Source organism: Streptococcus sp. F2, assembly GCF_056500955.1.
On sequence record NZ_JBWKAI010000019.1, the window covers coordinates 14,985 to 41,911 of the forward strand.

The window sequence follows — 26,927 nt, forward strand, 5'->3', positions numbered from 1 at the left end:
ACTCATTTGCATGAGATCTCCTCGTTCTACATCCTTTCTATATTTTTGAGAAAAGGGCACCAAGCCTAAACTTAGCAAAATCCCTTTTATTAATCAATGCTTTTCTTTTTTAAAACTGATTGATCAGATTAACAATTCAAATGGATTTTCCATCAATTTCTTGAGGTCAACCATGAATTTTGCACCGTTCATACCGTCTACCAAGCGATGGTCGATGGTTAAGCACATCGCCATAATTGGACGGGCAACAATCTCACCATCCACAACCGTTGGAGTTGGGATAGTTGCTCCAACACCAAGAATTGCTGAGTTTGGTTGGTTAATAATTGGGTTAAATGTCTTCGTACCAAACATTCCCAAGTTTGTGATAGAGAAGGTTGATCCAGACTTTTCAGCTGCTTTCAACTTACCAGTTTGCGCTTTTTTAATCACATCTTTTGAAGCAAGCACGAAATCTGACAAGCTCATCTTATCTGCACCATGGATAACTGGAACAATAAGACCATCATCAAGACCTACGGCAATACCCAGGTTCACAAAGCGGTGCAATTCAATATCATTAGCGTTATTGATGAGGGAAGCATTCATGTACTCATGCTCAGGTTTCATCAACGTTTTAACCACTGCCATACCAATCAAGTCTGTGAAGCTGACTTTAAGGCCTGTTTTAGCCATGATTGGGTCAATTAACTTCTTGCGAAGGGCGATCATTTCTGTCATGTCAATATCGTAGTTAAGCGTAAAGGTAGGCGCAGTAAGGTAAGAGTTTGTCATACCTTTAGAGATTGCCTTACGCATAGCTGACATTGGCTTGTGTTCCACACCCTCTGGAAGCTCAATAACTTTTTCTTCTTTAGCTGCTGGTGCTTTTGCTTCAGCTGGTTTAGCAGCTTCAAGAATAGCCATGATGTCTTCTTTCATGACCTTACCGTTAAAGCCAGTACCTGAAACAGTCACCAAGTCGATACCTTTATCAGCAGCGATTTTACGAGCAAGTGGTGAAGCTTTCGGTTGAGCACCTTTAAAGTTCTCAACATCTTCTTTATGGACACGCCCATTTGGTCCTGTTCCTGGAACTTGGCCAAGGTCAATACCCATTTCTGCTGCAACCTTACGTGCAGCTGGAGTAGCACGAACTTTTCCACCATTTCCTTGCGGAATAGCTGTCGCTGCTACCTGAGGAGCTGGACTGGCCACATCTTCTTTTGGAGCTACTGTTGGTCCCGCATCTGCTGAAGCAGGAACTGGAATTTCTGTTGTTTTTTCACTTGAAGCAATAGTATCTACTGATTCACCTTCTGCACCAATGTAACCGATAACTTCAGTTACAGGTACAGTATCACCAGCTGGACGAACAATTTTCAATAGAACACCTGAGTCTTCTGCCTCAAGTTCCATATTGGTTTTATCTGACATGATTTCAAGAAGGACATCACCTTCATTGACGGTATCACCTTCTTGTTTTTTCCACTCGATGATCTCGCCCTCTTGCATGTCAACGCCGAGCTTAGGCATAATAATTTCAAATGCCATTTCTACATCCTTTCACGATTTTATAAGCGCCATCAACAGCTCCGTCTTGTTACCTAAAGTAAGAGTGACGAAGCTGTTGTGACAAGGGATAAGACGATGTAGCCTTTCTTACAATAGGTCTTATCTATCTAAGAAATGACTAAGGGATAAGGTCTGTCCTAAACCATATGTCTTATCGCCTAGTTGCCTTTGTTTGCCATTTTCACAATAGCAGCTTTGATTTTCTCAACATCTGGTAAGATCGCTTGTTCAAGTACACGTGCATAAGGTACTGGAACATCTTCACTTGCAAGACGAACGATTGGGTGATCAAGGTAATCAAAGGCTTCACTTTCAGTAATCATGGTTGCAATTTCCCCAATGAATCCACCTGTTTTGTAAGCATCATTGACAAGCATTAATTTACCTGTTTTCTTAACAGATTCAATGATCAATTCTTTATCAAGTGGGATGAGGGTACGTGGGTCAACAACTTCAACATTGATACCATCTGCTGCAACTTCTTCAGCCGCTTGAAGAACACGCTCCAACATACGACCATAAGAAACGATTGTCAAGTCAGTACCTTCGCGTTTGATGTCACCTTTACCAAGTGGAATATAGAAGTCAGGATCTTGATTAACTTCTTCTTTTTTACCATAAAGAGCCTTAGGTTCCATGAAAAGAACAATGTTATTATCACGGATAGCTGATTTCAATAATCCTTTTGCTTCGTTCGCATTACCTGGAGCGACAACTTTAATCCCTGGAATATGAGTTAACCATGCTTCAAGAGATTGTGAGTGTTGCGCAGCGGAACCAATACCAGAACCTGATGCTACACGGAATGTTACAGGGGTAATAAGGCCTCCACCAAACATGTAGTTGTTTTTAGCACCGTTATTCACGATAGCGTCCATCATGATGGTAAGGAAATCCATAAAGGTAACGTCAACAATTGGACGAAGTCCTGTAATCGCTGCACCAATAGCTGCACCAGAGATAGCTGCTTCTGAAATTGGTGTGTCTTTAACACGTTTAGGACCAAATTCTTCAATCATTCCAACAGAAGTACCAAAGTCTCCTCCGTATACCCCTACGTCTTCACCCATAAGGAAAATGTTTTCATCCTTGCGCATTTCCTCAGTCATAGCAAGGTTGACTGCTTCACGCAAAGCCATTAATTTTGTTTCTGACATAATTTTTATTTCTCCATTTATTATTCAAATACGATTGCTTCTTACTGACAAGGTGATATTAGTCAACCCAAACGTCTTCGAAGGCTACTGAAAGTTCTGGATCTGGACTATTTTGTGCAAATTCATAAGCATCGTCAACTTCTTTTTTGACTTGTGCTTGAATGGCATCCAATTCGTCATCAGTGGCAATGCCTTCGCTTGTCAGATAAGTACGATATTTGATCATTGGATCTTTTTCTTTCCACTCATCAACTTCTTCTTTAGTACGGTATTTACCAGCATCTGCAGTTGAGTGACCAAACCAACGGTATGATTCTACCTCAACAATAGCTGGGCCGTTTCCGCCACGAACATGCTCAACAGCTTTGCCCATTGTTTCATAGACAGCCATCAAGTCATTTCCATCTTCACAGTAGAATCCTGGAATACCATAAGCTTCTGCACGTGTGTATAAATGCGGTGTGTTTGTCGCATTGTTAATGCTCATGGAGATTCCATAACGGTTATTAATGATAAAGAAAATAACAGGAAGTTTCCATGTTGCAGCCATATTGACAGACTCGTGGAATGATCCTTCATTAGTAGCACCATCGCCTGAGAAAGCAACAGCAATGTTGTTAGTTCCTTTATATTGTTGGGTAAGCGCTGCACCTACTGCAAGAGCGTAACCACCACCAACGATACCATTGGTACCATAGTTTCCTTTTTCAAAGTCAGCCAAGTGCATTGAGCCACCGCGTCCTTTAGAAACACCAGTTGCTTTACCTGCAAGTTCAGCCATCATTTTGTTAAGGTCCATATCTTTTGCGATTGATTGACCATGTCCACGGTGATTTGAAAAAATAATATCATCGTAAGTCAAGTGAGCCACTGCACCAACGTTAGCTGCTTCTTCACCAACAGAGAAGTGAGTCATCCCTTGTACAAATCCACGACGGACGAGTTTATTAATACGTGAATCAAATTCACGAATACGTTCCATTTTAAGGAACATATCCAAATGTTGTTCTTTAGAAACTGTTACCATTTTGGCCTCCATATTATCATATTACTTTCCTATGATAAAACTTTTTTTCACAATTTGCAAATAATTAAATCGCTTTCTTCCTTATCTTGTCTGATTTTATGGAATTGTAATAGTTTGTGAAGTCACAAACAAAACTGTACTAACAAATTGCAAAATAATATATAACAGTTTCCGTTTTCACCAATCTTGCTTCAAAAAATGTGTCATTTTAAAACCTCTTTTACCGCTTCAAACAAGTTTCAAAGCGATAAAAATAAGCCTAGCAAAAATGCTAAAGCTTGTTTTTATGATTCTACTTGTTCAGCGATGCTTTCCCATTCTTCCATGAGAAGTTGTTGTTCTTGATCTAATTGGTCCCACTCTTCTTGCCATGTCATTAACTGAATTGTATCATTACAAGCATGCATGTCTTCTTGAATAGCACCAATACGCTCTTCAATGGTTTCCAATCTTGCTTCAATCTCCTCATATCGGCGAGCCAAGCGACGACGCTCTTTTTGATTAGCTTTTTGTAGCTGATAATCAGTGGCAGAGGCTTCTACTGTTTCCTCAACGTCCTCTCCTGCTGCTAGGCGGGCTAATTCTTCTAGCTCTGCCTTTTTCTCAAGGTAATAATCATAGTCACCTAAGTAAAGTGTTGAACCATTTTCAGTAATTTCTAACACTTTGGTCGCTAAACGATTAATAAAATAGCGGTCATGACTGACAAAAAGTAACGTGCCATCAAAATCTATCAGAGCATTTTCGAGCACTTCCTTGCTATCAATATCCAAATGGTTAGTCGGCTCGTCCAGAACAAGAAAATTATTGTTTTCCATAGATAATTTCGCAAGAAGAAGACGGGCTTTTTCTCCACCTGATAGCATGGACACCGATTTTTTGACATCATCTCCAGAGAAGAGAAAGGCTCCTAATCGGTTTCTGATATCGACTTCTGACGTGGTTGAAAAGTCCTGCCATAATTCTTCCAAAACCGTGTTGCTTGGCGTCAAATGCGATTGAGTTTGGTCATAATAACCTGTTTCGACATTAGCACCATACTTGAGTTGTCCTTTGAGCAAAGGCAATTGTCCAATAATCGACTTGATCAAGGTTGATTTACCAATACCATTTGGCCCTACAACGGCAATAGCATCCAACTTATTGATATCTACTTTAATAGGTTCGGACAAGACTTGGTCTCCATAACCAATGGCTGCTTCCTCAACTCTTAGCACAACATTTCCTGATGGTTTTTCTGCATGAAATGTCATATGAGCAGATTTACGCCCACTTGTGGGTTTGTCCAAACGCTCTATTTTTTCCAATTGCTTACGCCTAGCCTGAGCCCTTTTTGTGGTAGAGGCCCTGACAATGTTTTTTTGAACAAAATCTTCTAGCTTGGCAATTTCTTTTTGTTGTTTATCGAACTGTTTTTCTTCGACTACTAGTTTTTCAGCTTTTAAGGCCATAAAACGAGAATAGTTACCACTATACCGATCTAAGCCGTTAGGCGTCAAATCTAAGGTCACGGTCGCCACTTTGTCCAGAAAATAACGGTCGTGACTCACAATGATTAGAGCTCCTTGATAATTGGACAAGTAGTTCTCTAACCAGGCAATGGTTTCAATATCTAAGTGGTTTGTTGGCTCATCAAGAACCAATAGTTCTGGCTTTTCTAACAACATCTTAGCCAAGGCTAAACGGGTGTTTTGTCCGCCAGACAACTCAGCGATAGTCATCTGCCACATGCTTTCATCAAATTTAAAGCCATTTAAAATGGCTTTAATCTCAGCTTCATATGTGAAGCCACCTTGCTGACGAAAACGTTCTGCTAAAAGATCATAATCCATCATCAGCCGTGTTAAGTCCTGACCTGAAACGGTTGCCATATCCATTTCCATCTGACGGAGACGCTTTTCATCTTGGCGTAATGCTTCGAAAACCTTGAGCATTTCCTCATATATCGTTTTGTCTGATTCAAAACGACTATTTTGAGCCAGATAAGACAAGGTTAGGTCTTTTTTAGTATTAACTTCTCCGCTCGTTGGCGTTTCTTCACCGACCAATAATTTTAGTAAAGTAGACTTGCCAGCTCCATTAGGACCAACCAAGGCAATGCGGTCACGTTCATCAACTTGCAGTGATATGTTTTGAAAAAGAGCATCTCCTGAGAAAGAGCGTTCTAACTTGTTTCCTTGTAAAATAATCATACTTTCATTCTAACAAAAAAATGCCCTTTTGAGGACATTTTCAGTCTAGTTTCCAAAAGAAATCTAACTCTTTTAAGTCATCGATGATTTTCTTGAGCACTAGCAAGGAAAGTTGGATGCCTTTTATCACTTTGATGATGCATCTTTGCAGATGGCTTTTGTGTTAAGGTATCAAAAATTTGCACCACTTGCTCAGTAACAGTCGAGATTTTATTGGCCAAAACGGAATCACTGTGATTAGAATAATAAATCAGCCCTATAATAATCGTTACTAATAAGACAGTTTGTAAAAACCCTTTGATAAGATGCCAAAACAGTTTCACTATTAGCTTAGGAAGCCACAAAATTATTGCCAGTAATTGTTTCATTCGTCACCTCATGTTGTACTAGGAAATGGTTAAGATAACCTTTCTTCTTTTTGGTAGTTTATCGGTAACCACTCTAACAGAACTTCTAATTGCTGGTTCCAATAGTACCACTCATGTTTACCATGACCTTTATGATAGTCAATGTCAAGACCTTGAGCTCGAAAATCAGCAATAGCTTTTTCATTAGCGGCAAAAAGGAAATCCTCATAACCACACCAAGCATAGAACTTAGTCTTGAGATCACTCTCGCTTACCATCGTTTTAAGGTAATGCCTTTCAAGATTATGGTCTTCAAAGGATCCAAAAACACCTTGCCAATAGGCTGGTTCTCCTAGTTGTCCCTCAAGTAAGGTCTCCGGAGAAAAATCCAAAGCTCCTGAAAACGATGCCGCATAAGAAAACCGATTGCTTTTGAGCGCCCACTTAAAGGCTCCATAACCTCCCATTGACAGACCAGCAACGAACGTTTTTTCACGTTTCTGGGTCATATTAGGAAAGAAAGAAGCTAAGACCTGTGGTAACTCTTGTGACAACGCCTGATAATAGTTAAGCCCATATGCCGTGTCTGTATACCAACCTAGGTCTGTCGAAGGCATAACGACTATCAAATTGGTATGCCGCAATAAGCGTTCAATATTCGTTCGCTTTTGCCAAGAGTTTTCATTGCCTCCCATCCCATGTAGTAGGTATAAAACTGGAATATCTTTGTCCCCTTGTTCTTCTTTAGGGATTTCCGATTGATCAGGATAAATAACCTGAACCCTACGCTCCATCTCTAAAATCGTTGAATGGTATTCAATTGAAATACTTGCCATAACAGATGCTCCTTTACTTGATTCTCATGTTTTGTAAACAAATAGCTTTAAAACCAAAGAAGGCTGGCAATCAAGGCCTAACCTTCTTTTACATTAGCGAACTTCCATGACCACAGGTAGAATAGCTGGACGTCGTTTGGTTTGTTCAAATAAGAATTTAGACAAATCATCTCTGACATTCCCTTTTAATTCTCCCCAATCAAAGGTATCTTTTTGGAGATAGGCTTCAACCGTTTTATTGACCAATTCAGCACTTTCTCTTAAAATATCACGACTTTTCTTAACATAGACAAATCCGCGAGTGTTCACCTTGGCTTTTGAAATAATGCGTTTTTCTTTTTTAGAAACTGTAATAGCAACAATAAAGATACCATCTTCTGACAAGACTTTACGGTCTCTTAATACAATATTACCAACATCACCGATAGCATTCCCATCAATCATGACATCGCTGGCAGGCACACCTCCTTCATGGAGGAAACCTTCCTCATTAAGAACCATGATATCGCCCCGTTTCATAATATGAATATTTTCGGGGAAAATACCGACCTCTTCAGCTAACTTAGCATGGGCAGCTAGATCACGGTACTCGCCCTGAACTGGGAAGAGATACTGAGGCTTCGTTAAATTGATCAACAGTTGCAAATCACGTCCATTCGCATGGCCTGAGACACGTAAGTTTTGGGTAATTAGTTTGACAGAACCCCCAGCCTTGTAAATCAAGTTTTCAACACGCGCCACCATAGCTTCTTTTGCAGTACTTGGCGTTGTCACGATGTAAACAAGGTCGCCTTCTTTAATCTGAACATAACGATGACGTCCCGCTGCCATTTTTTGCAAACTGTTGATAGGCTCACCCATGCGACCAGCTTCAAGAATAATAAGTTCGTGGTCTTCGAACTTAGACATGTCTTTTGGTTTGATCAGCAAACACTCGTCTGTAATCATCAATTTTTTCAATCGTAGAGCTGTTCGTACAATATTTTCAACGTCTGTTCCCGTTAAGACCACACGACGTCCATAGGCAACAGCTGAATCAAAGACCTGCTGGATACGGACAAGGTTAGACGCCACTGCCGCCACAATCACACGGCCATCAGCGTCTGCAATAACACTGTCCATTTCTTCCCCAACTTCAGATTCACTAGCAATCTGATCATTGCTAGTGGCATTTGCAGAATCAGACAAAAGAGCTAAGACTCCTTCTTTCCCAATCTCAGCTAGACGTAGTAAATCCGTCTGGTAACCTTCACGGGCCGCCTGGTCAAACTTGAAGTCACCGGTATAAACAATATTTCCTTTGTCTGTGCCAATCACTACTCCCATGCTTTCTGGAATAGAGTGTGTTGTTTTAAAGAAGGACACCAAGCCATCTTTAAATTCGATTTCTGTTTCACTATCCACCACATGGAAATTGTTAAATTTCTTAGTGTTATTATTGCCTTTGACAAATAATTTTGCCAGCTCGATGGTCAATTCAGATCCAAAGACAGGAGCCGATACTTCTGACAATAAATAAGGTAAGGCACCAATGGCATCTGCATGCCCATGGCTCAAGAAAATCCCTTGGACCTTGTCTTTGTTTTCAATCACATAGTCTAAATTGGGGATAACTAAATCAACCCCAAGTTGTTCATTTTCTGGGTATTTAAGGCCAGCATCCAAAATAAACATGGAATCGTTAATTTCTACCAAATAGAAGTTCTTTCCGTATTCACGGACCCCTCCTAAGGCAATCAATTTGATATCAGTCATGATACTCCTCTAATATTTTATATTTTTTTATTACAAACGGTCCTTACGAAGTAAGTCGAATTACTGTTATGTAGCTAAGCTACTATCCTTTATAGTATATCATATTTCAGGAAGTTTTTCGCTAAATAGTCTTGGTACTTTCAGATTATCTTCATGACAAGCATCCAAAAAACCATTGGATGAAGGTTCTCCAATGGTCACGTTTGAAAAGATTAATCAAAAAGGTGGTAATAATCGGCAATAGTTAGTTGGGCCTTATCAGCTTGATTGAGATCTTTGATGATTTTCCCATTTTTCATCACAATGAGGCGGTTGCCATAAGTTAAGGCATCTTCCATATGATGGGTAATCATCAGAGCTGTTAAACGATCCCTTGTCACAAATTCATCAGTTAAGCGCATCAAAGACTGACTTGTTTTAGGATCTAGAGCAGCGGTATGCTCATCTAGCAACAATAATTCTGGTTTTTTTAGGGTTGCCATTAATAAACTCAAAGCTTGCCTTTGACCTCCTGATAGGAGACCGGTTGGTGTTTCCAAATGCTTTTCTAAGCCGTTCCCTGTTCGTTTAACCAAGTCTTCAAAACTAGCTAAGTGCTCTGTTATTTTCCGAGAAACTAAAGAGCGTTTTTCACCTCTTTGTCGAGCAATTAAGAGATTTTCAGCCACAGTCATTCGAGGAGCTGTTCCCATTTTAGGGTCTTGGAAAACACGTGATAAATAAAGAGCTCTTTTTTCAGCGGGCCAGGTCGTCACATCTTGCCCTAGAATCTTGATTTGCCCTCTCGTTAACATGAGAGTCCCCGCAATAACATTAAAGAGAGTGGACTTGCCAGCCCCATTCCCACCTAAGATCGTTAAAAAATCGTGTTCATAAATCGTCAATGAGACATCGTCTAAAATGGTTTTAATATCATCAAAACCGTTATTCACTTCCACTGTCGCATGGATTAATTCAATAATTGCTGTCATCGTGATAACCTCATCCCTTTAAAAAAGCGCTGCTTCAACACTGGAACCATCAGACATAGAGCTAAGACAAGAGCACTAAACAGTTTTAGATAATTAGTGTTAAAACCTAAAGCAATAACCGCTGAAATCAAAAATTGATAAAGAATTGATCCCACGACAATAGCAATCAAGCGTTCCAATAGTGTTAAACTTGTGGAATAAAGGACTTCTCCAACAATAATGCTGGCTAAACCAATAACAATAACCCCAATCCCTTTTGACACGTCCGCATAGCCATCTTGTTGACTGACCAAGGCACCTGATAAAGCAATTAAAGCATTAGACACCACTAATCCCATCACTTCCATACGGTCGGTCTTAATCCCAAAACTCTTAGCCATGTCCCTATTGTCTCCTGTGGCAATATAGGCTTGTCCAAGATTAGTATATAGGAAATAAATCAAGAGGCTAATCACCACAACAACTGCAATTAGACCTGTGAGCAGGCTATTAACGTCTGCTGAAAAAGGCAGGTAGTCTTGGATACGTCTGCTCTCATGTAATCCCAAATTAGCCCTCCCCATCACCATTAACATAATAGAGTTGCAAGAGGTCATGACTAAGATTCCAGCCAAAATCGTTGGGATTTTTCCCTTAGTGTATAAGAGACCTGTCAATAAACCTGCCAGAGCTCCCGCAACCATCCCAAGGACAGTTGCTACCAAAGGATTCCACCCTAAACTTATTGCGGTAACGGTAACAGCACCTCCTAAAGGAAAGGAACCTTCGGTAGTCATGTCTGGAAAATTTAAAATTCTAAACGTTAGGTAAATACCTAATCCCAAAATCCCCCAAAAGAGACCTTGTGAAACTGATGAAATAATCATAGGATTCCTCTCTTCATTTATTCTATAACAGTGGCTGTCTTCAACAGTCTAGGTGGTATCGTTATGCCTAGTTCTTCTGCTACTTTTCGATTAATCAATGGTTTTCCATCATCAACGACTTTAACAGGGATATCAGACACTGCTTTTCCTTTCAGGAGCTGAAGTACTTGATTAGCTGTCTCAACCCCTAATTGATATTGACTTTGAAAAATAGAGGCTACGCTTCCTTCTTCTACCATCGTGTCCACGCTAGAGTAGACTGGAACCTTTGCGACTTTACTGGCAGCAACGACAGATGAAAAGGCACTAGCAATCGTATTATCTTGCGGAATAAATATAGCATCTACCTTACGCAACATGACAGACATGGTCGCCGGTACCTCATTGGTGGAGGGCACCGCGTAAGGAACGACCTGGTAACCTTTTTTCTGAGCTAACTGGCGGAAGGCTTTCACTTGAGACAAAGAATTGTCCTCATTGCTAGCATACAAAACTCCAATTCTCTTCACTTCGGGTGATAGCTCATTAATCAGATCAACAGTTTGCTTGACGGGAACCTTATTGGAAAGGCCCGTAACATTGCCTTCAGGTTTTTCCAAATCTTTGACCAACTTGGCACCGACAGGATCTGAGATAGCTGACATGACAACTGGAATATCCTTAGTTGCAGCGGCTAATCCTTGAGCAGCTGGCGTGGCAATCCCAATAACCAAATCATTTTCTGATTGCGTTAATTGGCGACTCATGGTTTGAATTTTGCTTTGATCCCCTTCGGCATTCATGAGTGTAATGGTCACGTGTTTGCCTTTAGGCGTTTGCTTGCGCAGTTGATCTTCAATGCCTCGCTCAATGTCATCTAGAGCTTCATGGGTAACCAGTTGTAAGATGCCGATCTTAATGTCTTTTTGACTGGCTAAATCATCTTTTTCTTTTACCACGCCTTTTGATAATAGAGAGCCTATCACCATGACCGTCAGTAAGATTAGCGTCGCTATTAAACTCTTGTTTTTCATCTTGTTCCTCACATTTCATTTTCATATCGTTAACAGATTGATGAGAATACTTTTCAAAAGAAAAAGCACTTAGTAATGACTACTAGGCGCTCTTGTGAAATCCAATCTTAGCGCATAGATACCTTTTTAGAAGTACTCTAAAAGTCGTATCTATGCCAATCCATAAACACAACTTATCTATGCCAGCTTTGCCAATTAGTTAGATGTTGTATTTGGGCCATTGCAGGACTTCCTTTCTTGTTTTTTTAACATTATAACCTAAATTGAGGAAATTGCAAGCACTTTCGTCCATATTTTTAGTCAAGCATTTGTGGTATAATGAAGAGATTAGAATTCAGAAAGGAGAAACCATGTCTTTTGACGGCTTTTTCTTACATCATTTAACCAAAGAATTAAAAGAGTGCTTGCTTTACGGGCGTATTCAAAAGGTCAATCAACCCTTTGAACGCGAACTAGTTTTAACCATTCGTAACCACCGCCAAAATTATAAATTGTTATTGTCTGCTCACCCCGTTTTTGGAAGGGTACAAATCACCCAAGCAGACTTCCAAAACCCCCAAGTCCCTAATACCTTTACCATGATTATGCGCAAGTACCTTCAGGGTGCAGTCATTGAGCAGTTAGAACAGATTGAAAATGACCGTATTATTGAGCTTAAAGTGTCCAACAAAAATGAAATTGGCGATGCTATTCAAGCCACGTTAATTATTGAAATCATGGGGAAACACAGTAATATTATCTTGGTGGACCGTTCGGAAAATAAAATCATCGAATCCATTAAACATGTTGGCTTTTCACAAAACTCTTACCGCACCATTTTACCAGGCTCTACCTATATTGAGCCTCCTAAAACAGGTGCTGTCAATCCTTTTACAATTTCTGATGTGCCTTTATTTGAAATTCTTCAAACACAAGACCTATCTGTTAAAAGCTTACAACACCATTTTCAAGGCTTAGGGCGAGACACCGCAAAAGAATTGACCGAGCTTCTGACAACAGACAAATTAAAACGGTTCCGTGAGTTTTTTGCTAGACCTACTCAAGCAAGTTTAACCAATACCTCTTTTGCACCTGTTCTTTTCTCAGATAGCCAAGTGACATTTGAGACTTTATCTGAGATGCTTGATCACTTTTATCAAGATAAGGCTGAGCGTGACCGTATCAATCAGCAAGCGAGTGACTTGATTCACCGTGTGCAAAATGAACTAGACAAAAATCGCAACAAACTAAGTAAACAAGAAGCTGAACTTTTGGCTACGGAAAACGCTGAGTTGTTCCGTCAAAAAGGAGAGCTGTTAACCACTTACCTGAGTATGGTTCCTAATAACCAAGACTCCGTGGTATTAGACAATTATTACACGGGCGAAAAGCTTGAGATTGCCCTAGACAAGGCACTAACACCTAATCAAAATGCTCAACGTTATTTTAAAAAATACCAAAAGCTAAAAGAAGCTGTCAAACACTTATCTGGATTGATTGCCGATACCAAGCAAAGTATTGCTTACTTTGAGAGCGTGGACTACAATTTATCCCAAGCAAGTATCGAAGATATTGAAGATATTCGGGAAGAGTTATATCAAGCTGGCTTTTTGAAAAGTCGTCACCGTGACAAACGACACAAACGCAAAAAGCCTGAGCAATACCTAGCTACAGATGGGAAAACCATTCTCATCGTTGGGCGTAACAACCTTCAAAATGAGGAGCTGACCTTTAAGATGGCTAAAAAAGGGGAACTCTGGTTCCATGCCAAGGATATCCCTGGAAGTCATGTCCTTATTAAGGACAACCTTGATCCAAGTGACGAGGTTAAAACGGACGCTGCCGAATTAGCAGCCTATTACTCTAAAGCTAGATTATCAAACCTCGTTCAAGTCGATATGATTGAAGCTAAAAAACTTCACAAACCAAGTGGCGCTCAACCAGGATTTGTGACTTATACCGGGCAAAGAACCTTGCGTGTAACACCTGACGAGGATAAAATCCTCTCCATGAAATTACCATAAGGCTTAACAGACTAAAAACAGTCCTCCGATGGGAAATGACTCCCAGATAGAGGACTGTTTTGTTATTCTGATAATTGATCATTTAGATGGTCTAAAAATGCTTGCATATTGACATCATCAGGCACTTGATTGAGATAATTGGCAGTCACCTTAACTGCCTTAGTCAGCTCACCGAATTCTCTCAATAGATAAGCATAGTCTTGTAAAAATTCTGGATTTTCTGCTAAATCTCCCGCAATTTCCTTATAGAGAGGCAAGGTTTTTTCTTCTTGCTCCAAGGCATGATAAGCTTTAGCAATCGTCCATTTAGTCAAAACATTGTCAATAGTATCATTGTCAAGTGCAACAACGTCCTCAAAACGATCCGCTTCAAAATAAAGCGTGGCCAGTCGCATCAGAATCTCTTCATCATCATCTGCTACTTCTTTAGCTTGAAGAAGATAACTTTCAGCATTTTGGCTATCATGTAACTCATAAGATAATTGTGACGCTAACAATAATAAGTGACTGTCAAATGCATTTTTGCGAAGTCCTTGCTGGGCCAAACGCAAGGACTCTTGTGTTTTATGTTCCTCATGAAGGCTCAAGGCATAACCATATTCATAACCAGGAAAATCAGGGTTAATGGTCTCCAACTGTTTGAAATATAAGTTAGCTTTTTGGTAATTCTCTTGATCATATAAGAGGGTAGCCAGTTCAAAAACAGCTTCATCTTCATACTCAATCGCTACTGCTTTTTCTAAAAATTCGATGGCTGCCTCAGATTTACCTAAACTGGCATAGGCTCGTCCAATGCGTTGGTAAGTAGAAATGCCTGTCAATTCAAGAATATGACGATTATCTAACTGTGCATAGTAATCAATAGCTTCCTTAAAATACTGTAAGGACATGTCAATTTCTGCCAAACCAAAAATAACCAATGGCTCTGGGCTGATTGCTACTGCTTGAAGTAATTTCTCACGCGCCACATCTGTCAACCCTTCCATATCATAGAGGTCAGCCATGACTAAAAGAGCTGACAAATAATCGGGACTGTCTTTTGGAATCTTGTCCAAGTAGAGAAAAGCTTCTTCCATAGCATCATCTTCAGCAGCGATTTGTGCCAAATTAATATTAAGTTCAGGATAGTCATCAGCTAATTGTAGGTAAAGACGTTTGGCATGTGGCAAGAAACCAATACTTTCTAAATATTCTCCGAGGGCAATCAAGGTTTCCGCATCATCTTCTTTCAAAGCCTTTTGAAAATATTTCTCCGCATGTGCTAAGTCTTGCTGGTCCAAGGAAGCAATCATTTTTTCACTACTCAACATGGTCAGTAACCTCCTCAACCACTAGAACTTCTTCATCATACAGGCCACTAACTTTTTGATACCAGTCAAACAATTCTTTCACCACAACCTTGACAGAAGCATAAATCGGAATGACTAAGAAGACACCCCAAACGCCAAACATTGATCCTGCAGTCAACAATAAGAACATGATCGTAATCGGATGAATGCTCAGCTTATTTCCAAGAACAAGCGGTGCCACAAAACGGCCTTCGATGGTTTGCTCAATCATAAAAATCACAAGAACTTTGACTAACATCAACGGCCCCTGCACCATAGCCATAATGATGACAGGAATCATGGCTAGAAAACTCCCTAAGTAGGGAATCATATTGAGAAAGCCTGCGATGATCCCGAACGTAATGGAATATTTAAGACCTACAAGACTAAACATGATAGAAAACATAAAGCCGACTACAATAGCCACCGTTACTTGCCCTTGAACATAGCCTGATAATTGCTTGTTAATATCCCCCAATACCCGGGCCATAGGCACACGTAATTTAATTGGTAAAACATTGACTAAACCATTTTTCATCTTGCCACTATCTCGTAAGAAATAAAAGAGAATAAAAGGTGAAATAATGATGGCAACGGTAATCCGAGCAATGGCACCTGCAAAATTACCAGCCCAGTCAATGGCATTTTTTGAAAAGCTTTGCGCATAATCAAGAGCCTTTTGGCTGGTATTAGCGAGCATATCCTGTAACTGAGGCTTATAGCTGACTAGCCATTCATTTTCAAGTAGCTTGTTGGCTTCTTCATTAACCTTACCAACATATTTAGGTAAGTCCTCAATAAAGCTGGTGAGTTGGGTCTGTACCATTGGCACAAAACCTGAAATCGCCCAGACAAAGAGTAAAATGATTAAGCCAAATACAATAAAAATAGAGGTTGTCCGACTAGGCCCCAAATGATTAATCAAGTCAACGAGGGGCTTGGTTAAATAATAAAGAATGGTTGAAATGACCAAGGGTAACATGATGACCGCAAAAAAAGAAATCACCGGAGTAAACAAAAACGAAATTTTCGTAAAGACAAAAATCGTTAGAAAAACTAAAAGGGTGATTACAAGAGCCATCACTGCTTGATTATTTAAAATCCACTTATAAAACAAACTATCTGTTTTAGAGGTATTGGGTGTTAAGGGCATTAAGATATGTTCCTTTCTGTTGAAAACTAAAGGGTAAGTAAATGGTACTCAGTCATAAAAGGTGACGGATTTCTCAATAAGTTGGTTAGTTTCATTGTAGGTAAATTTGGCAGAAAAAAAGGGGCGGTCTTCTAAAATCCATTTAAAAATGTCATAATCCCCTTCCCATGTCGGTTTTTCCAATACCTGATTATATGGTACCCATTCCAGGGTGCCTTCACGTGACTCCTCATCGGAAATGAGGTCTCCTTCAAATCCTGTTACTTTAAAAACATAGGTATACCAATCATGACCTGGTGTGAATTCTGGAAAAGTAATGATTCCTTTAAAAGCCATCTCTGTAACGGTCAAATGGGTCTCCTCTAGAATCTCACGACGGGCACACTCATCTGGGGTTTCTCCCGCTTCAAGCTTGCCACCAACTGAAATCCACTTCCCTTCGTGGACATCATTTTCTTTTTTATTGCGGTGTAATAATAGCAAGGACTCGCCATTATCAATATAACAAATAGTTGCCAATTGGGTCATCTGTCTCTTTCCTTTCCATCTTTGTTTCTATTATACCAATCTCTGAAAAATATGCTATTATTTTATGATTGGAACAAGCGTTGAATCAAGCAAGGTAACAAAGAGATGATGCCTCTCACTCTTTCAACGCAAACACTTGCTAAAAAAAGAGTCTTATGATTAAATGAAAGCAACTTAAGAAAGAGAGGAAAAGAAATGAACCCACAAGAATTATTTGAACACATCAAGGAGTTAATCGCTAAAAAAGATTTTGCAGCTGCTAAAACCTTTCTTGAGGACCATAAAAAAGAGTTAGGAGACTACTTTGACAAAGCCAAAACAATGCTGGAAGGCAATGATATGGTCAATGATGCTCTCAAGAAAGTAAAAGGTCTATTTGGCAAATAAGAAATCTTATTCAAAAAAAGAGGAAAAGAACGGCCTCAAAAATCTCTGGTTTTTGAAAGCTGTTCTTGCCTCTTTTTTGATATCTTTATTTAACTATTGGCAATGAATAAAAGGCTAATAAGGTTGGTGACCGCATGTATACTGATAGGGACTATTAAACGATTGGTTTTGTAGTAAGAATAAGCATAAACAAGGCCACTTGCCATATATAAAAAGCTATGTATCCAACTCGTGGTGTAATGCATGCCTGCAAAAAGCCAAGCGGAAACTATTATTGCTACATATGGGTACTTAGGCAAGATATATCGCATCACTAACCCACGCATGATAAGTTCTTCCAAAAATGGATTTAAGATAACATATACAAGAATCAATTTGGGCCAGGAAGTTTGAAAAAGAGTTTGATTTAAGAGGACTTGATTAGCAGTTTCTCCAATTGGTAACCATTCTGACACCATTTGAATAACTTGGTTGGCGACAAGTCCTGCTAATAGCACCCAGGTAAATGACTTCTGCCATTTTCCTTCAGTGAAAAAACGCATGCCACAGGCATAAAAAATTCCGTAAACGATGATTGCCCACAATACCTGCCCTATAATAAGAGGCAGCGGGGTTGTGTTTAAGAATTCTTGGTAGGATACCGTACCAGGTTTCACATTTTGATAGACTATCGGTATAAGAGCCACTGCTAACTGATCAACAATAATCGTCACAATATGGTAAAAATAAGTAATCCTAATCCAAAATACCATTTGATTGGAGAATCTTTTCCTCCTTGCCAACTTAAATCTTGTTTTAAAAGGTGTTTGAACATACTCTCTCCTTCGCATTTTCCTCACTTCTAGAACTCTATTGTATTATATTACTATTACAATAGCAATAAACTACTACTCTTCCCTTTTTACGATTGAGAAAGACTATTTGAGCTATGGAAAACAAAATAGCAAAACCCCTTAGCGATAGGGCTTCCCACATCACTAAGGGGTATGTTCTCTCTAAATCTTATTTTTGGATAACTGTTTGAGTCTTGGCATAATTGGCCTCAACAGCTTCCTTATCAGCTTTCCACCAATCTTGGTGATCTGTATACCATTTGATGGTATCTTCTAAACCTTCTGAGAAATTAGTAAACTGTGGCTCCCAGCCAAGCTCCTCACGAAGCTTAGTAGAGTCAATAGCATAACGCAAATCATGACCGGCACGATCAGTCACATGATCATAAGCATCTTTAGGTTGCCCCATCTTCTCAAGAATAAGCTCAAGCACTTCCTTGTTATTTTTTTCGCCATCGGCACCTATCAGATAAGTTTCCCCAATTTGACCTTTTGTCAAGATTGCCCATACTCCTGTAGAATGATCATTAGTATGAATCCAGTCACGGACATTTTTCCCTTCACCGTATAGTTTTGGCTTGATGCCTGATAAAATATTGGTGATTTGGCGAGGAATAAATTTCTCAATGTGCTGGTAAGGTCCGTAGTTATTGGAACAATTTGAAATGGTTGCTTTCACACCGAAAGAACGCACCCAAGCTTTAACAATAAGGTCTGAAGCAGCCTTAGTTGAAGAATAAGGTGAGCTTGGATTGTAGTTCGTATCCGCTGTAAATTTTTCACCTGGTCCCTCACCATGTCCTGGAAGGTCTTCGCGCAAAGGAAGATCTCCATAAACTTCATCTGTTGATACATGGTGGAAACGGATATTATAGTGACGCGCAGCCTCTAACAAGGTATAAGTGCCAATAAAATTCGTGTGAATAAAGGGACTTGGATCGTTGAGAGAATTGTCATTGTGGCTTTCAGCCGCGTAATGCACAATCGCATCCGCTTTTGCGGCTAATTCATTAACCAATTCTGCATCCGCAATATCTCCAACTACCAACTCAACGCGATCCCCTAAAATTTCTTCAATATTAGCTCTATTCCCAGCGTATGTTAATTTGTCAAGGACCGTCACATGTACCTCTGGATGGTTGTTGTAGACATAGTGTACAAAGTTAGAACCGATGAAACCTGCCCCACCGGTTACGATAATATTTTTATACATAAGATACAAAGGGACCTTTCGTTTCCGAAAAAATCTATTAAAAGTAAATAACTCTAAGGGAGATGTTACTCCTAAAAAGGTATCTCTTTCTAAGATTTGAGTCCCATGTTCAGCTCAAAGAGAGAAACTGAACTTTCCTTTCATCATTTTTAGTTGTGGCTTGTTGCCTGAAATAGAGAAGCCTAACTTCCCCTCATATCCACCTCAAATGATTAATCCCAATCATCTGAGTATGTTGTTCCCCTATAAGTCTTCTGGTTTCAGTGGTTTGACATCACTAAGAAGAGGATGGTTTTTATCTGCTTCGGAAACTTCTGCAGCTGCTAGATTTTCCCAAGTAATCCCAAGACTTGGGTCAGCATAGTTTACAAAAGCATACTTAGGTTTCAAGTCAAGAGCCCAGTAGTCATTGACAAGATAACTGTAAGAGACAGTCTCTGAAAGAACTTGGAAGCCATTAGCAACCCCTCTAGGAACAAAAATTCCTTTCGAAGCATCAATCACTGTCTGGTAGACGTTTCCAAAGGTCTCTCCCTCACGAAGATCAACCCAAGCTCCTAAAACCTTGCCATCATCAGCAACTGAGATGTATTTATCCCAAGGTTCAGCATGAAGTCCACGCAGCACGTGCTGACGTGAAAAAGAAACGTTGTTTTGTAGTTTCCCTTCCTCAAAAAAATGTTCTGGAAAGCCAATTGGCAACATTTTTTCTTTTTGGAAATTTTCTTTAAACCAGCCACGATTATCCCCACGAACAGGAATATCAAACTCTAGTAAGCCTGGGATTTCTTTGATTTCTCGGCAAGCCAATGGTTTGTCAAAAAAAGTTTCTGTCATTAAGCTTCTCCAATCAAACGAAGCAAGTATTGCCCGTATTCGTTTTTCTTTAAAGACTGCGCCAATTCATGGACATCTTCTTTACTGATGTAACCCATGCGATAGGCAATTTCTTCCAGATTTGCCACTTGAGCGTTTTGCAAACGTTGAACTGTTTCAATATATTGAGCCGCTTCGAGAAGACTTTCATGCGTTCCAGTGTCTAGCCATGCAAAACCACGCCCCATCAATTCAACGGATAGGTCACCACGATCCAAGTAAGCCTTGTTGACGTCTGTAATTTCCAACTCACCACGCGCACTTGGTTTAATGTTTTTAGCAATTTCTACCACGTCATTGTCATAGAAATAAAGCCCAGTCACTGCAAAGTGGGACTTAGGCACTTCTGGTTTTTCTTCGATAGAGATAGCATTCATGTTCTCATCAAATTCCACCACTCCAAAGCGCTCAGGGTCTTTCACTTGATAACCAAAAACGGTGGCCCCTTTTTCTTTAGCAGCTGCCTTTTGAAGCATTTTAGTGAGGCCATTACCGTGGTAAATATTATCTCCTAAAATAAGAGCAACACGATCATCACCAATAAATTCCTCTCCAATAATGAAAGCTTGTGCTAAACCATCTGGGCTTGGCTGTTCCTTATAGGATAAGCTAATGCCAAATTCTGACCCATCTCCTAGCAATTCTTCGAAACGAGGAAGATCTTGGGGAGTCGAAATGATTAAAATATCTTTAACCCCTGCTAACATCAAGGTTGACAATGGGTAATAAATCATTGGTTTGTCATAAATGGGCATCAACTGTTTAGATGCGGCACGAGTCAGTGGATACAAGCGTGTCCCTGAACCTCCTGCAAGAATAATACCTTTCATACGTAGTGCTCCTATTCTTATATATACCCTATCATTCTATCATTTTTTGAAAGCAGTGTCACGCTTTACCAGTAGACATCGAAAGGTAAGGCTCAGGGGAATAGTCGCTAGCCGTTAAAAGTCCTTCGCATCCTAGCAATAACTGAGCTAATTCATAGCCAATCAAAGGTCCAACTGTTAATCCCGATGACCCTAAACCACTAGCTGTATAAAGGTTCTTCAATCCTGGAACCTGACCATAAAAAGGAGAATAATCACTGGTATAAGCTCTTATCCCTACACGACATGATTTTTGATTAGCTTCTTTTAATAACGGCAAATAAGTGAGAGCTTGCATTTCAAGTTTTTCTAAGACCTGCCAATCAGGCTCCAAATCATAACCTTTATCATTTTCATGGCTCGCACCAACAGAAATCTTACCTTGATTGAAAGGAATAAGGTCTATTTCACCTTCTGGCATAACAACAGGATAATTGTCGCTGATGACATGATGAACGTCATAATCTAAGAGTTGTCCCTTTTGTGGTCGCACATCAACCTGATAACCTAAAGGCATCAATAAGTCAGGTAACCATGCTCCTGCTGCCAGAATGACCTGATTAAAATAATGACCAGCAATCTCATAACCACTTCCTTGCTGTTTCAGAGTGACTTTCTGCCGAATAACAGGGTAACCACTAGCCTTGAGTAACGTCTCACATAAAGTAGCCCCTTCAACCCTAGCAGCTCCTGAAGCGTACAGACAACTGTCAAAACCAACTAAACCTGGAAATGCCTCTTCTTGTATCTCCTCACGTTTTTTTACTTCCAAATGACCGATTAAAGAGGATTCTTCTTGTCTACTTAAAGCTAATTGATAAAGATCTTTTAACTTCTCCTCTTGCTTTTTTAATAAGTAAATCCCATTTTGCTGGTAAAAATCCGTTGCAAAGCCATCAGTCTGTAAGTCGCTGACTAACTCTTGATAAAAATCGGCTCCTAAACGAGCCATGCGGTACCAAACTTTATTGCGACGCTTTGAAAACCAAGGACTAATAATACCAGCAGCAGCCTTAGTAGCTTGTCCTTGACCATGGTCAAAAAGAGTAACTTCTTTTTGACCACTTTGTTGTAAATAATAAGCGGCGGTTGATCCTACAATCCCCGCCCCAATAATGGCTATTTTCATCTGTTATATCCTATCCTAATGCGACATCCATCACCATCATAATCACGAACCCTAGCATTAACCCTAGGGTTGCCACGTCTGTGTTACCGTTGGTCTGCGATTCTGGAATCAATTCTTCCACCACCACAAAAATCATAGCCCCTGCTGCAAAAGATAAGGCATAAGGCAAGACCGGAAGCATCAACAAGACCAAGGCTGCTCCTACAACAGCCCCAATTGGCTCCACAATAGCTGACATAGCACCCCAATAAAAAGCTTTTAAACGTGACTTGCCATCAGCACGAATAGGAATAGATAAAGCTGCACCTTCTGGGATGTTCTGCAACCCAATACCAATCGCTAATCCTAAAGCGCCTAACAAGGCTGATGTTGAGACCTTACCGTAAGCCAAGGCTCCAAAAGTCACCCCAACTGCCAAACCTTCTGGAATATTGTGAATCGTAATGGCTAAAAACAACAGAGCTGTCTTAGACAATTTTTTAGGAGGCTGCAAACCTTCCACATCTGAGACCTCTTTGTCGAGATGCAAATGCGGTACAATGGCGTCTATGGATCTAATAAAAAGACCACCAAGTAAAAAACCAAAAGCCGCTGGAAACCAAGACCAAACCCTACCGTCAGCCTTTGCATAGGCAATAGATGGTTCTAAAAGCGACCAAAAAGATGCCGCAATCATGACACCAGCCGCAAAGCCCATCATAATATCTAATAATTTACGACTAATGTTCCTGAAAAAGAAGACAATAGCTGCTCCTAAAATAGTACAACCCCAAGTAAAAAGTCCTGCTAAAAATGCTAATAATACTAGATTTTGCGAAAATAGCCAATCCATCTTAATTCCTCAATCTCCTACAAATGGCTAAACGGATTGGTTGAAGCTTCACTTGAAATAATGCTGACATCCCAATCGTTCTCTTCTTTCCAGCCTTGGAGTTTCTCCCTTATTTTCTCCGTAAACAGCACTTCAATGTGATGCCCCGGATCAATTCCCATTACCCCTTCTGTCAACATCTCCTGCGCTGTATGGTAATAAATATCCCCTGTAATGTAAACATCTGCACCTTTTTGTAAGGCAGCAGGATAAAAATCATCACCACTTCCACCACAAATGGCAACCTTTGACACCAAAGGATTTGCTTTATCGTAGCGCACGAGCCGCACCGCATCTAAGTTAAAGATTCGTTTGACTTTACTTGCCAATTCTTCTAACGATTGCTGCTCAACAGTTCCGATACGACCGATGCCAAACCCCTCTTTTGTTTCAGATAGATAAGTCGTCTCCTTGATTTCTAGCAGATCACAAAACCAATCGTTTAGCCCACCTGGTACAATATCAATGTTGGTATGGCTGACATACACAGCAATATCATGCTTAACCAAATCTAGAAGAATATCACGCTGAGGGGAAGAGACAAGGTCTTTAACCCCTTTGTAAATCGGAGCATGCTTGGTAATGATTAAATCAACACCTTTGGCAATAGCCTCAGCTACGGTTTGTTCACGGATATCTAAGGTAACCATAACTTTGTGGATATCCTTATCAAGACTACCAATTTGTAACCCACGCACATCCCCCTCCATCGAGAGATTTAAGGGACAAAAGGCTTCGTAGGCATCAATTAGGGTTCTAGCTTTCATGATTGATCACCTCTTCTATTTGGTTGATTTTTTGTTGAATAGCTGCGCGATCATCCCGATTAGTTTCTGGAACACAGGACAAGGCGTAAGCTAACTTCTCCAGCTCTCGCTGCCATTTTCCAATAAAAACAGCCGACTGTTCACGACTTAAGAAGGGTCCGAATCGTAAGTCTTTGGCTGATAGTTTCTGGCTGCCAGACTCAGCTACGATAATTTCATAATATTTGTCATTTTCAGTCATAATCGTTTCGGCAACTATCCTAAAAGCGTTAGCTAATAACCAGGTCCGTAAATCATCCTCTCTGTTATTAGGTTGCAAAATCAGGCGTTGAATGCCCTGCAATTTTTCCTTACCTGCTTCTAAAATATCAGCAATTAAACGCCCTCCCATACCACAAATGGTAATGGCTGTTACGTGGTCAACCTCTTTAAAAGCTGCTAATCCATTAGCTAAACGCACCTCAACCTGATCGCGAAGACCTGACTGACTAACATTTTTAAGTGCAGACTCATATGGTCCTTTGACCACTTCACCCGCGATAGCTGCAGAAATCTGATTGCTCTCCACTAAAAATATAGGAAGGTAGGCATGGTCGCTGCCAACATCTAAAAGCTTGGCCCCTTTAGGAACATATGCTGCAACTTGGGCTAAACGGTTTGATAAATGACTTTCCATCTTGACTTCTTTCTAAATTGTAATGCTTTTATTATAGCAAAATTCTCATCATAACAAAAGAAAGCCTAAGATTAGGCTTTCTAGGCTTTCTTTTTCCCATAAGTATCCTTATAGTATTTGCAATAAGTTTGGATGGGACAAATCGCACATTTTGGATTTTTAGCCAAGCAATGATAGCGGCCAAAGAAAATCAAACGATGATGCGTGATAATCCAATCTTTTTTAGGGATTTTAGCCATCAAATCTTGCTCAATCTCAGTCACATCTGCATCAGGAGCTGACACATTCAATCGTTTGGCAACCCTTGAGACATGAGTGTCTACTGCAATTGCTGGCACACCATATACTTCTGCCAAGACAACATTAGCGGTTTTACGACCAACTCCTGGCAAAGATTCTAGTTCTTTGTGTGTTTTTGGCACTTGTCCACCAAAATCGGTTAACATAGCTTGAGCTGTTTTGATGATATTTTTAGCTTTATTTTTGTAGAGGCCTATGGTTCGCAGACAATTTTCAACATCAGTCACATTTGCAGAGGCTAGATCTTCTATTTCAGGATATCTAGCCCAAAGGGCTGGTGTGACTTTATTAACTGCCTTGTCAGTGGTCTGCGCTGATAGGATCACAGCAATTAAGAGTTGAAATGGAGTTTCCCAGTCCAACTCCCCTTTAGCTTCAGGGAACATCTCAGCAATTAAGGCTAAAACTTTACGTAAGCGTTCCTTTCCTATTCTCATGAGTCACTCCAAAGGTTCATGGCTGCCAGAAAATCATCAGATACGTTGACCTGAGAAGCATTCTGATCTTCTCTTGCCCGTTTACGCTCATCTACTTGTCTAAGATTAACAATGCCTTCTTTTCGCCAATTACGTAAGATAGCTTGAATGTATTTCCAATTGGTTTTACCATTGAAAACAGCTTCTTTGAGGGCCTCTCGAATCAAGTCTGGATCTGTTTTATCCTCACGAAGGGATTTTTCCAAATCTTCTAACTCGAAAGGACTCAAAAAACGCCCTAATTCTCGTTCAAACTCATCAACTAACTGTTTGAAATGATTAGGTTCTGTTTGATGTTCAGAATTGGTAGAAGCTTGACTAGCCAATAGTTGATCTAGTTTTGCCAAGACTGGACTAGCGTCAAAAATAATCTCAATCTCACCGGCCAACTCAATGGTTTTCATATCCAAGAGTTCTTGACTCGTCAAAGATGAAATGACCTTGTTAATATCTGCAACCGATTTACCAAGGGCATTAGCAATCTGACTAGGCGCTAAATCATCACGCTTTGTCGTATTTTGCAAATAGAAAAATTGCCAGACCAAAAAATCATCTGAGCTCTTAAAAATATCTTTGTAATGAAAAAGCAAGGCACTTGGAAGGACCAAGTTACCTGACTTATAATGTTCTAAAAAACTCATAATTCCTCTATCAAGAGACTAGGATAATCTCTGTATCGTTTGCTACTTCACTGATTTCAGAGACCTAAACTCGTTCAGTTGACTAATCTATTATACTCTACTCGAAAAGAGCAAAGCCAATACGCTTATCTTGCAGCAAGAAACTTTCGAAGTTGTCACTTTTCATATCATTTACTACATGCTCTCTTCTAGTACTTTTTGAGTCGTGTTTTTTTATTATCCAGGAAATTGCATTAAGACTTTGCAATCATAGTCGCCAATCGCATCACGGCCGTTTAAACCATCCAACTCAATAAGGAAGGCACAACCTGCAACCACACCACCAAGTTGTTCAATCATGTCGATAGTTGCTTTTACTGTTCCACCAGTTGCTAATAAATCATCAACGATCATCACACGTTGACCTGGTTTGATAGCATCTGAGTGCATGGTTAAGGTATCAAGACCATATTCTTTTTCATAATCAGCGGACACCACATCTCTTGGCAATTTACCTGGCTTACGAACAGGTGCAAAACCGATACCAAGTTCTACTGCTACAGGGCAACCGATGATAAAGCCACGCGCTTCTGGGCCGACAATCATGTCAATGTCTTTGTCGCAAGCGTACTGAGCAATTTCACGAATAGCGTAGCTATATGCCTTACCATCCGCCATTAAAGGGGAAATGTCACGGAAAGTAATACCCTCTTTAGGGTAGTTTTCAATTGATGCAATGTAATTTGTTAAATCCATAATTAATTCTTTCTAGTGGCAAGCTGCCAAAAATAAAATACTCTTCATTATATCACGAAAACTTTTTTTCGTAAAATAAGACTTTTACGGAATCATTCCCGTAGTTACTATTTCACTTAAGGAGTTTGCGCCATTTCAAAAAACAAGTCTACATTCATAAAAAAGCTACTACTTCCTAACTTAGAAAGCAGAAGATTTTCGAAAATACACGAAAAAGGGCGCAAAAATTCCTTGTAGTTACAGCAATTTTTTCGAACGGTTAAACTACCCAGCTGCCTAAGTGCTCTCTTTGTCCTACTTTGAGTTTTGACAGCGCAAAACCAATCATAACCAAAAAACTCATACTGACTGCCACGTTCATCTTCTTAAGTCCTCGTATGGTATGGGTTTCTAAACGAAAATCTCGGTCAAGTCTGCCATTCAC

At 40.0% G+C, this 26,927-nt stretch carries 26 protein-coding genes; 2 read left to right on the top strand and 24 right to left on the bottom strand.

The features are described 5' to 3' along the window. Nucleotides 1–123: 123 nt before the first annotated feature. The 10 genes from ACYTR8_RS06860 to trpX all read right to left on the bottom strand — a co-directional run bounded on the left by ACYTR8_RS06860 (nucleotide 124) and on the right by trpX (nucleotide 11,718). Nucleotides 124–1,533 carry a dihydrolipoamide acetyltransferase gene (locus ACYTR8_RS06860; protein ID WP_479641909.1) on the bottom strand — a complete coding sequence of 470 codons (1,410 nt, stop codon included), beginning with the start codon at nucleotides 1,531–1,533 and terminating at the stop codon, nucleotides 124–126. Nucleotides 1,534–1,712: 179 nt separating this feature from the next. Then, on the bottom strand, nucleotides 1,713–2,711 hold the full coding sequence (locus tag ACYTR8_RS06865; protein ID WP_003051182.1) for an alpha-ketoacid dehydrogenase subunit beta: 999 nt from the start codon (nucleotides 2,709–2,711) through the stop codon (nucleotides 1,713–1,715). Between the two features lie 58 nt (nucleotides 2,712–2,769). Further along, complete coding sequence (locus tag ACYTR8_RS06870; RefSeq protein WP_037584959.1) at nucleotides 2,770–3,738, bottom strand: thiamine pyrophosphate-dependent dehydrogenase E1 component subunit alpha; 969 nt, start codon at nucleotides 3,736–3,738, stop codon at nucleotides 2,770–2,772. Between the two features lie 284 nt (nucleotides 3,739–4,022). Next, on the bottom strand, nucleotides 4,023–5,930 hold the full coding sequence (locus ACYTR8_RS06875; protein ID WP_479641910.1) for an ABC-F family ATP-binding cassette domain-containing protein: 1,908 nt from the start codon (nucleotides 5,928–5,930) through the stop codon (nucleotides 4,023–4,025). A 77-nt stretch (nucleotides 5,931–6,007) separates the two neighbouring features. Then, the gene (locus ACYTR8_RS06880) at nucleotides 6,008–6,298 is read right to left on the bottom strand and encodes a hypothetical protein (protein ID WP_479641911.1); all 291 of its coding nucleotides are present in this window, start codon (nucleotides 6,296–6,298) and stop codon (nucleotides 6,008–6,010) included. Between the two features lie 29 nt (nucleotides 6,299–6,327). After that, nucleotides 6,328–7,113 (bottom strand): alpha/beta hydrolase, encoded by a 786-nt coding sequence (locus ACYTR8_RS06885; protein ID WP_479641912.1) that lies wholly within the window; start codon nucleotides 7,111–7,113, stop codon nucleotides 6,328–6,330. Nucleotides 7,114–7,206: 93 nt separating this feature from the next. Then, on the bottom strand, nucleotides 7,207–8,868 hold the full coding sequence (locus ACYTR8_RS06890) for a ribonuclease J (protein ID WP_479641913.1): 1,662 nt from the start codon (nucleotides 8,866–8,868) through the stop codon (nucleotides 7,207–7,209). A gap of 212 nt (nucleotides 8,869–9,080) precedes the next feature. Continuing rightward, a complete protein-coding gene (locus ACYTR8_RS06895) occupies nucleotides 9,081–9,839 on the bottom strand; it encodes an ABC transporter ATP-binding protein (protein WP_111716728.1) in 759 nt (252 codons plus the stop codon). Further along, on the bottom strand, nucleotides 9,836–10,705 hold the full coding sequence (locus ACYTR8_RS06900; protein WP_111716730.1) for an ABC transporter permease: 870 nt from the start codon (nucleotides 10,703–10,705) through the stop codon (nucleotides 9,836–9,838). The genes ACYTR8_RS06895 and ACYTR8_RS06900 overlap by 4 nt, the downstream gene beginning before the upstream one ends. A 17-nt stretch (nucleotides 10,706–10,722) precedes the next feature. Beyond that, nucleotides 10,723–11,718 (bottom strand): tryptophan ABC transporter substrate-binding protein, encoded by a 996-nt coding sequence (gene trpX, locus ACYTR8_RS06905; RefSeq protein WP_269760455.1) that lies wholly within the window; start codon nucleotides 11,716–11,718, stop codon nucleotides 10,723–10,725. Between the two features lie 350 nt (nucleotides 11,719–12,068). Between trpX and ACYTR8_RS06910 the strand changes: the two genes are divergently transcribed. Next, entirely contained in the window at nucleotides 12,069–13,721 is a 1,653-nt protein-coding gene (locus ACYTR8_RS06910) for an Rqc2 family fibronectin-binding protein (protein ID WP_269761060.1), read from the top strand. Nucleotides 13,722–13,783: 62 nt separating this feature from the next. On the opposite strand, the gene ACYTR8_RS06915 is transcribed toward ACYTR8_RS06910, so the two are convergent. Genes ACYTR8_RS06915 through ACYTR8_RS06925 form a run of 3 tightly spaced genes read right to left on the bottom strand, consistent with a single transcriptional unit; the run spans nucleotide 13,784 to nucleotide 16,730 of the window. Continuing rightward, on the bottom strand, nucleotides 13,784–15,031 hold the full coding sequence (locus tag ACYTR8_RS06915; RefSeq protein ID WP_269761061.1) for a tetratricopeptide repeat protein: 1,248 nt from the start codon (nucleotides 15,029–15,031) through the stop codon (nucleotides 13,784–13,786). Further along, nucleotides 15,021–16,202 carry an AI-2E family transporter gene (locus ACYTR8_RS06920; RefSeq protein ID WP_111716806.1) on the bottom strand — a complete coding sequence of 394 codons (1,182 nt, stop codon included), beginning with the start codon at nucleotides 16,200–16,202 and terminating at the stop codon, nucleotides 15,021–15,023. Before ACYTR8_RS06920 ends, ACYTR8_RS06915 begins: the two co-directional genes overlap by 11 nt. Before the next feature lie 48 nt (nucleotides 16,203–16,250). Further along, complete coding sequence (locus ACYTR8_RS06925) at nucleotides 16,251–16,730, bottom strand: NUDIX hydrolase (RefSeq protein ID WP_003058929.1); 480 nt, start codon at nucleotides 16,728–16,730, stop codon at nucleotides 16,251–16,253. A gap of 195 nt (nucleotides 16,731–16,925) precedes the next feature. Between ACYTR8_RS06925 and ACYTR8_RS06930 the strand changes: the two genes are divergently transcribed. Continuing rightward, a complete protein-coding gene (locus tag ACYTR8_RS06930; protein ID WP_479641914.1) occupies nucleotides 16,926–17,117 on the top strand; it encodes a hypothetical protein in 192 nt (63 codons plus the stop codon). Nucleotides 17,118–17,206: 89 nt separating this feature from the next. On the opposite strand, the gene ACYTR8_RS06935 is transcribed toward ACYTR8_RS06930, so the two are convergent. From ACYTR8_RS06935 to ACYTR8_RS06985, 11 genes are all read right to left on the bottom strand, one after another. Next, nucleotides 17,207–17,869: a lysostaphin resistance A-like protein gene (locus ACYTR8_RS06935; RefSeq protein ID WP_479641915.1), complete on the bottom strand. Its 663-nt coding sequence runs from the start codon at nucleotides 17,867–17,869 to the stop codon at nucleotides 17,207–17,209. A 250-nt stretch (nucleotides 17,870–18,119) separates the two neighbouring features. Continuing rightward, nucleotides 18,120–19,163, bottom strand: a complete 1,044-nt coding sequence (gene rfbB / locus ACYTR8_RS06940) for a dTDP-glucose 4,6-dehydratase (protein ID WP_111716810.1) — start codon at nucleotides 19,161–19,163, stop codon at nucleotides 18,120–18,122. 243 nt (nucleotides 19,164–19,406) lie between these two features. Then, nucleotides 19,407–20,000, bottom strand: coding sequence for a dTDP-4-dehydrorhamnose 3,5-epimerase family protein (locus ACYTR8_RS06945; protein ID WP_111716812.1), 594 nt, complete (start codon nucleotides 19,998–20,000; stop codon nucleotides 19,407–19,409). After that, nucleotides 20,000–20,869 (bottom strand): glucose-1-phosphate thymidylyltransferase RfbA, encoded by an 870-nt coding sequence (gene rfbA / locus ACYTR8_RS06950; RefSeq protein WP_479641916.1) that lies wholly within the window; start codon nucleotides 20,867–20,869, stop codon nucleotides 20,000–20,002. The genes ACYTR8_RS06945 and rfbA overlap by 1 nt, the downstream gene beginning before the upstream one ends. Nucleotides 20,870–20,927: 58 nt before the next feature. Then, entirely contained in the window at nucleotides 20,928–22,037 is a 1,110-nt protein-coding gene (locus ACYTR8_RS06955) for an NAD(P)/FAD-dependent oxidoreductase (RefSeq protein WP_443597526.1), read from the bottom strand. A gap of 10 nt (nucleotides 22,038–22,047) precedes the next feature. Further along, a complete protein-coding gene (locus tag ACYTR8_RS06960) occupies nucleotides 22,048–22,869 on the bottom strand; it encodes a ZIP family metal transporter (protein WP_443597527.1) in 822 nt (273 codons plus the stop codon). A 17-nt stretch (nucleotides 22,870–22,886) separates the two neighbouring features. Then, complete coding sequence (locus tag ACYTR8_RS06965) at nucleotides 22,887–23,675, bottom strand: Nif3-like dinuclear metal center hexameric protein (RefSeq protein ID WP_443597528.1); 789 nt, start codon at nucleotides 23,673–23,675, stop codon at nucleotides 22,887–22,889. Then, nucleotides 23,665–24,351 carry a tRNA (adenine(22)-N(1))-methyltransferase gene (locus tag ACYTR8_RS06970; protein ID WP_479641917.1) on the bottom strand — a complete coding sequence of 229 codons (687 nt, stop codon included), beginning with the start codon at nucleotides 24,349–24,351 and terminating at the stop codon, nucleotides 23,665–23,667. Before ACYTR8_RS06970 ends, ACYTR8_RS06965 begins: the two co-directional genes overlap by 11 nt. Nucleotides 24,352–24,431: 80 nt before the next feature. Then, a complete protein-coding gene (gene nth, locus ACYTR8_RS06975; RefSeq protein ID WP_111716826.1) occupies nucleotides 24,432–25,088 on the bottom strand; it encodes an endonuclease III in 657 nt (218 codons plus the stop codon). Beyond that, nucleotides 25,085–25,768: a DnaD domain-containing protein gene (locus ACYTR8_RS06980; RefSeq protein WP_111716829.1), complete on the bottom strand. Its 684-nt coding sequence runs from the start codon at nucleotides 25,766–25,768 to the stop codon at nucleotides 25,085–25,087. The genes nth and ACYTR8_RS06980 overlap by 4 nt, the downstream gene beginning before the upstream one ends. A gap of 216 nt (nucleotides 25,769–25,984) precedes the next feature. Then, a complete protein-coding gene (locus ACYTR8_RS06985) occupies nucleotides 25,985–26,503 on the bottom strand; it encodes an adenine phosphoribosyltransferase (protein WP_003054649.1) in 519 nt (172 codons plus the stop codon). Nucleotides 26,504–26,927: the final 424 nt, after the last annotated feature.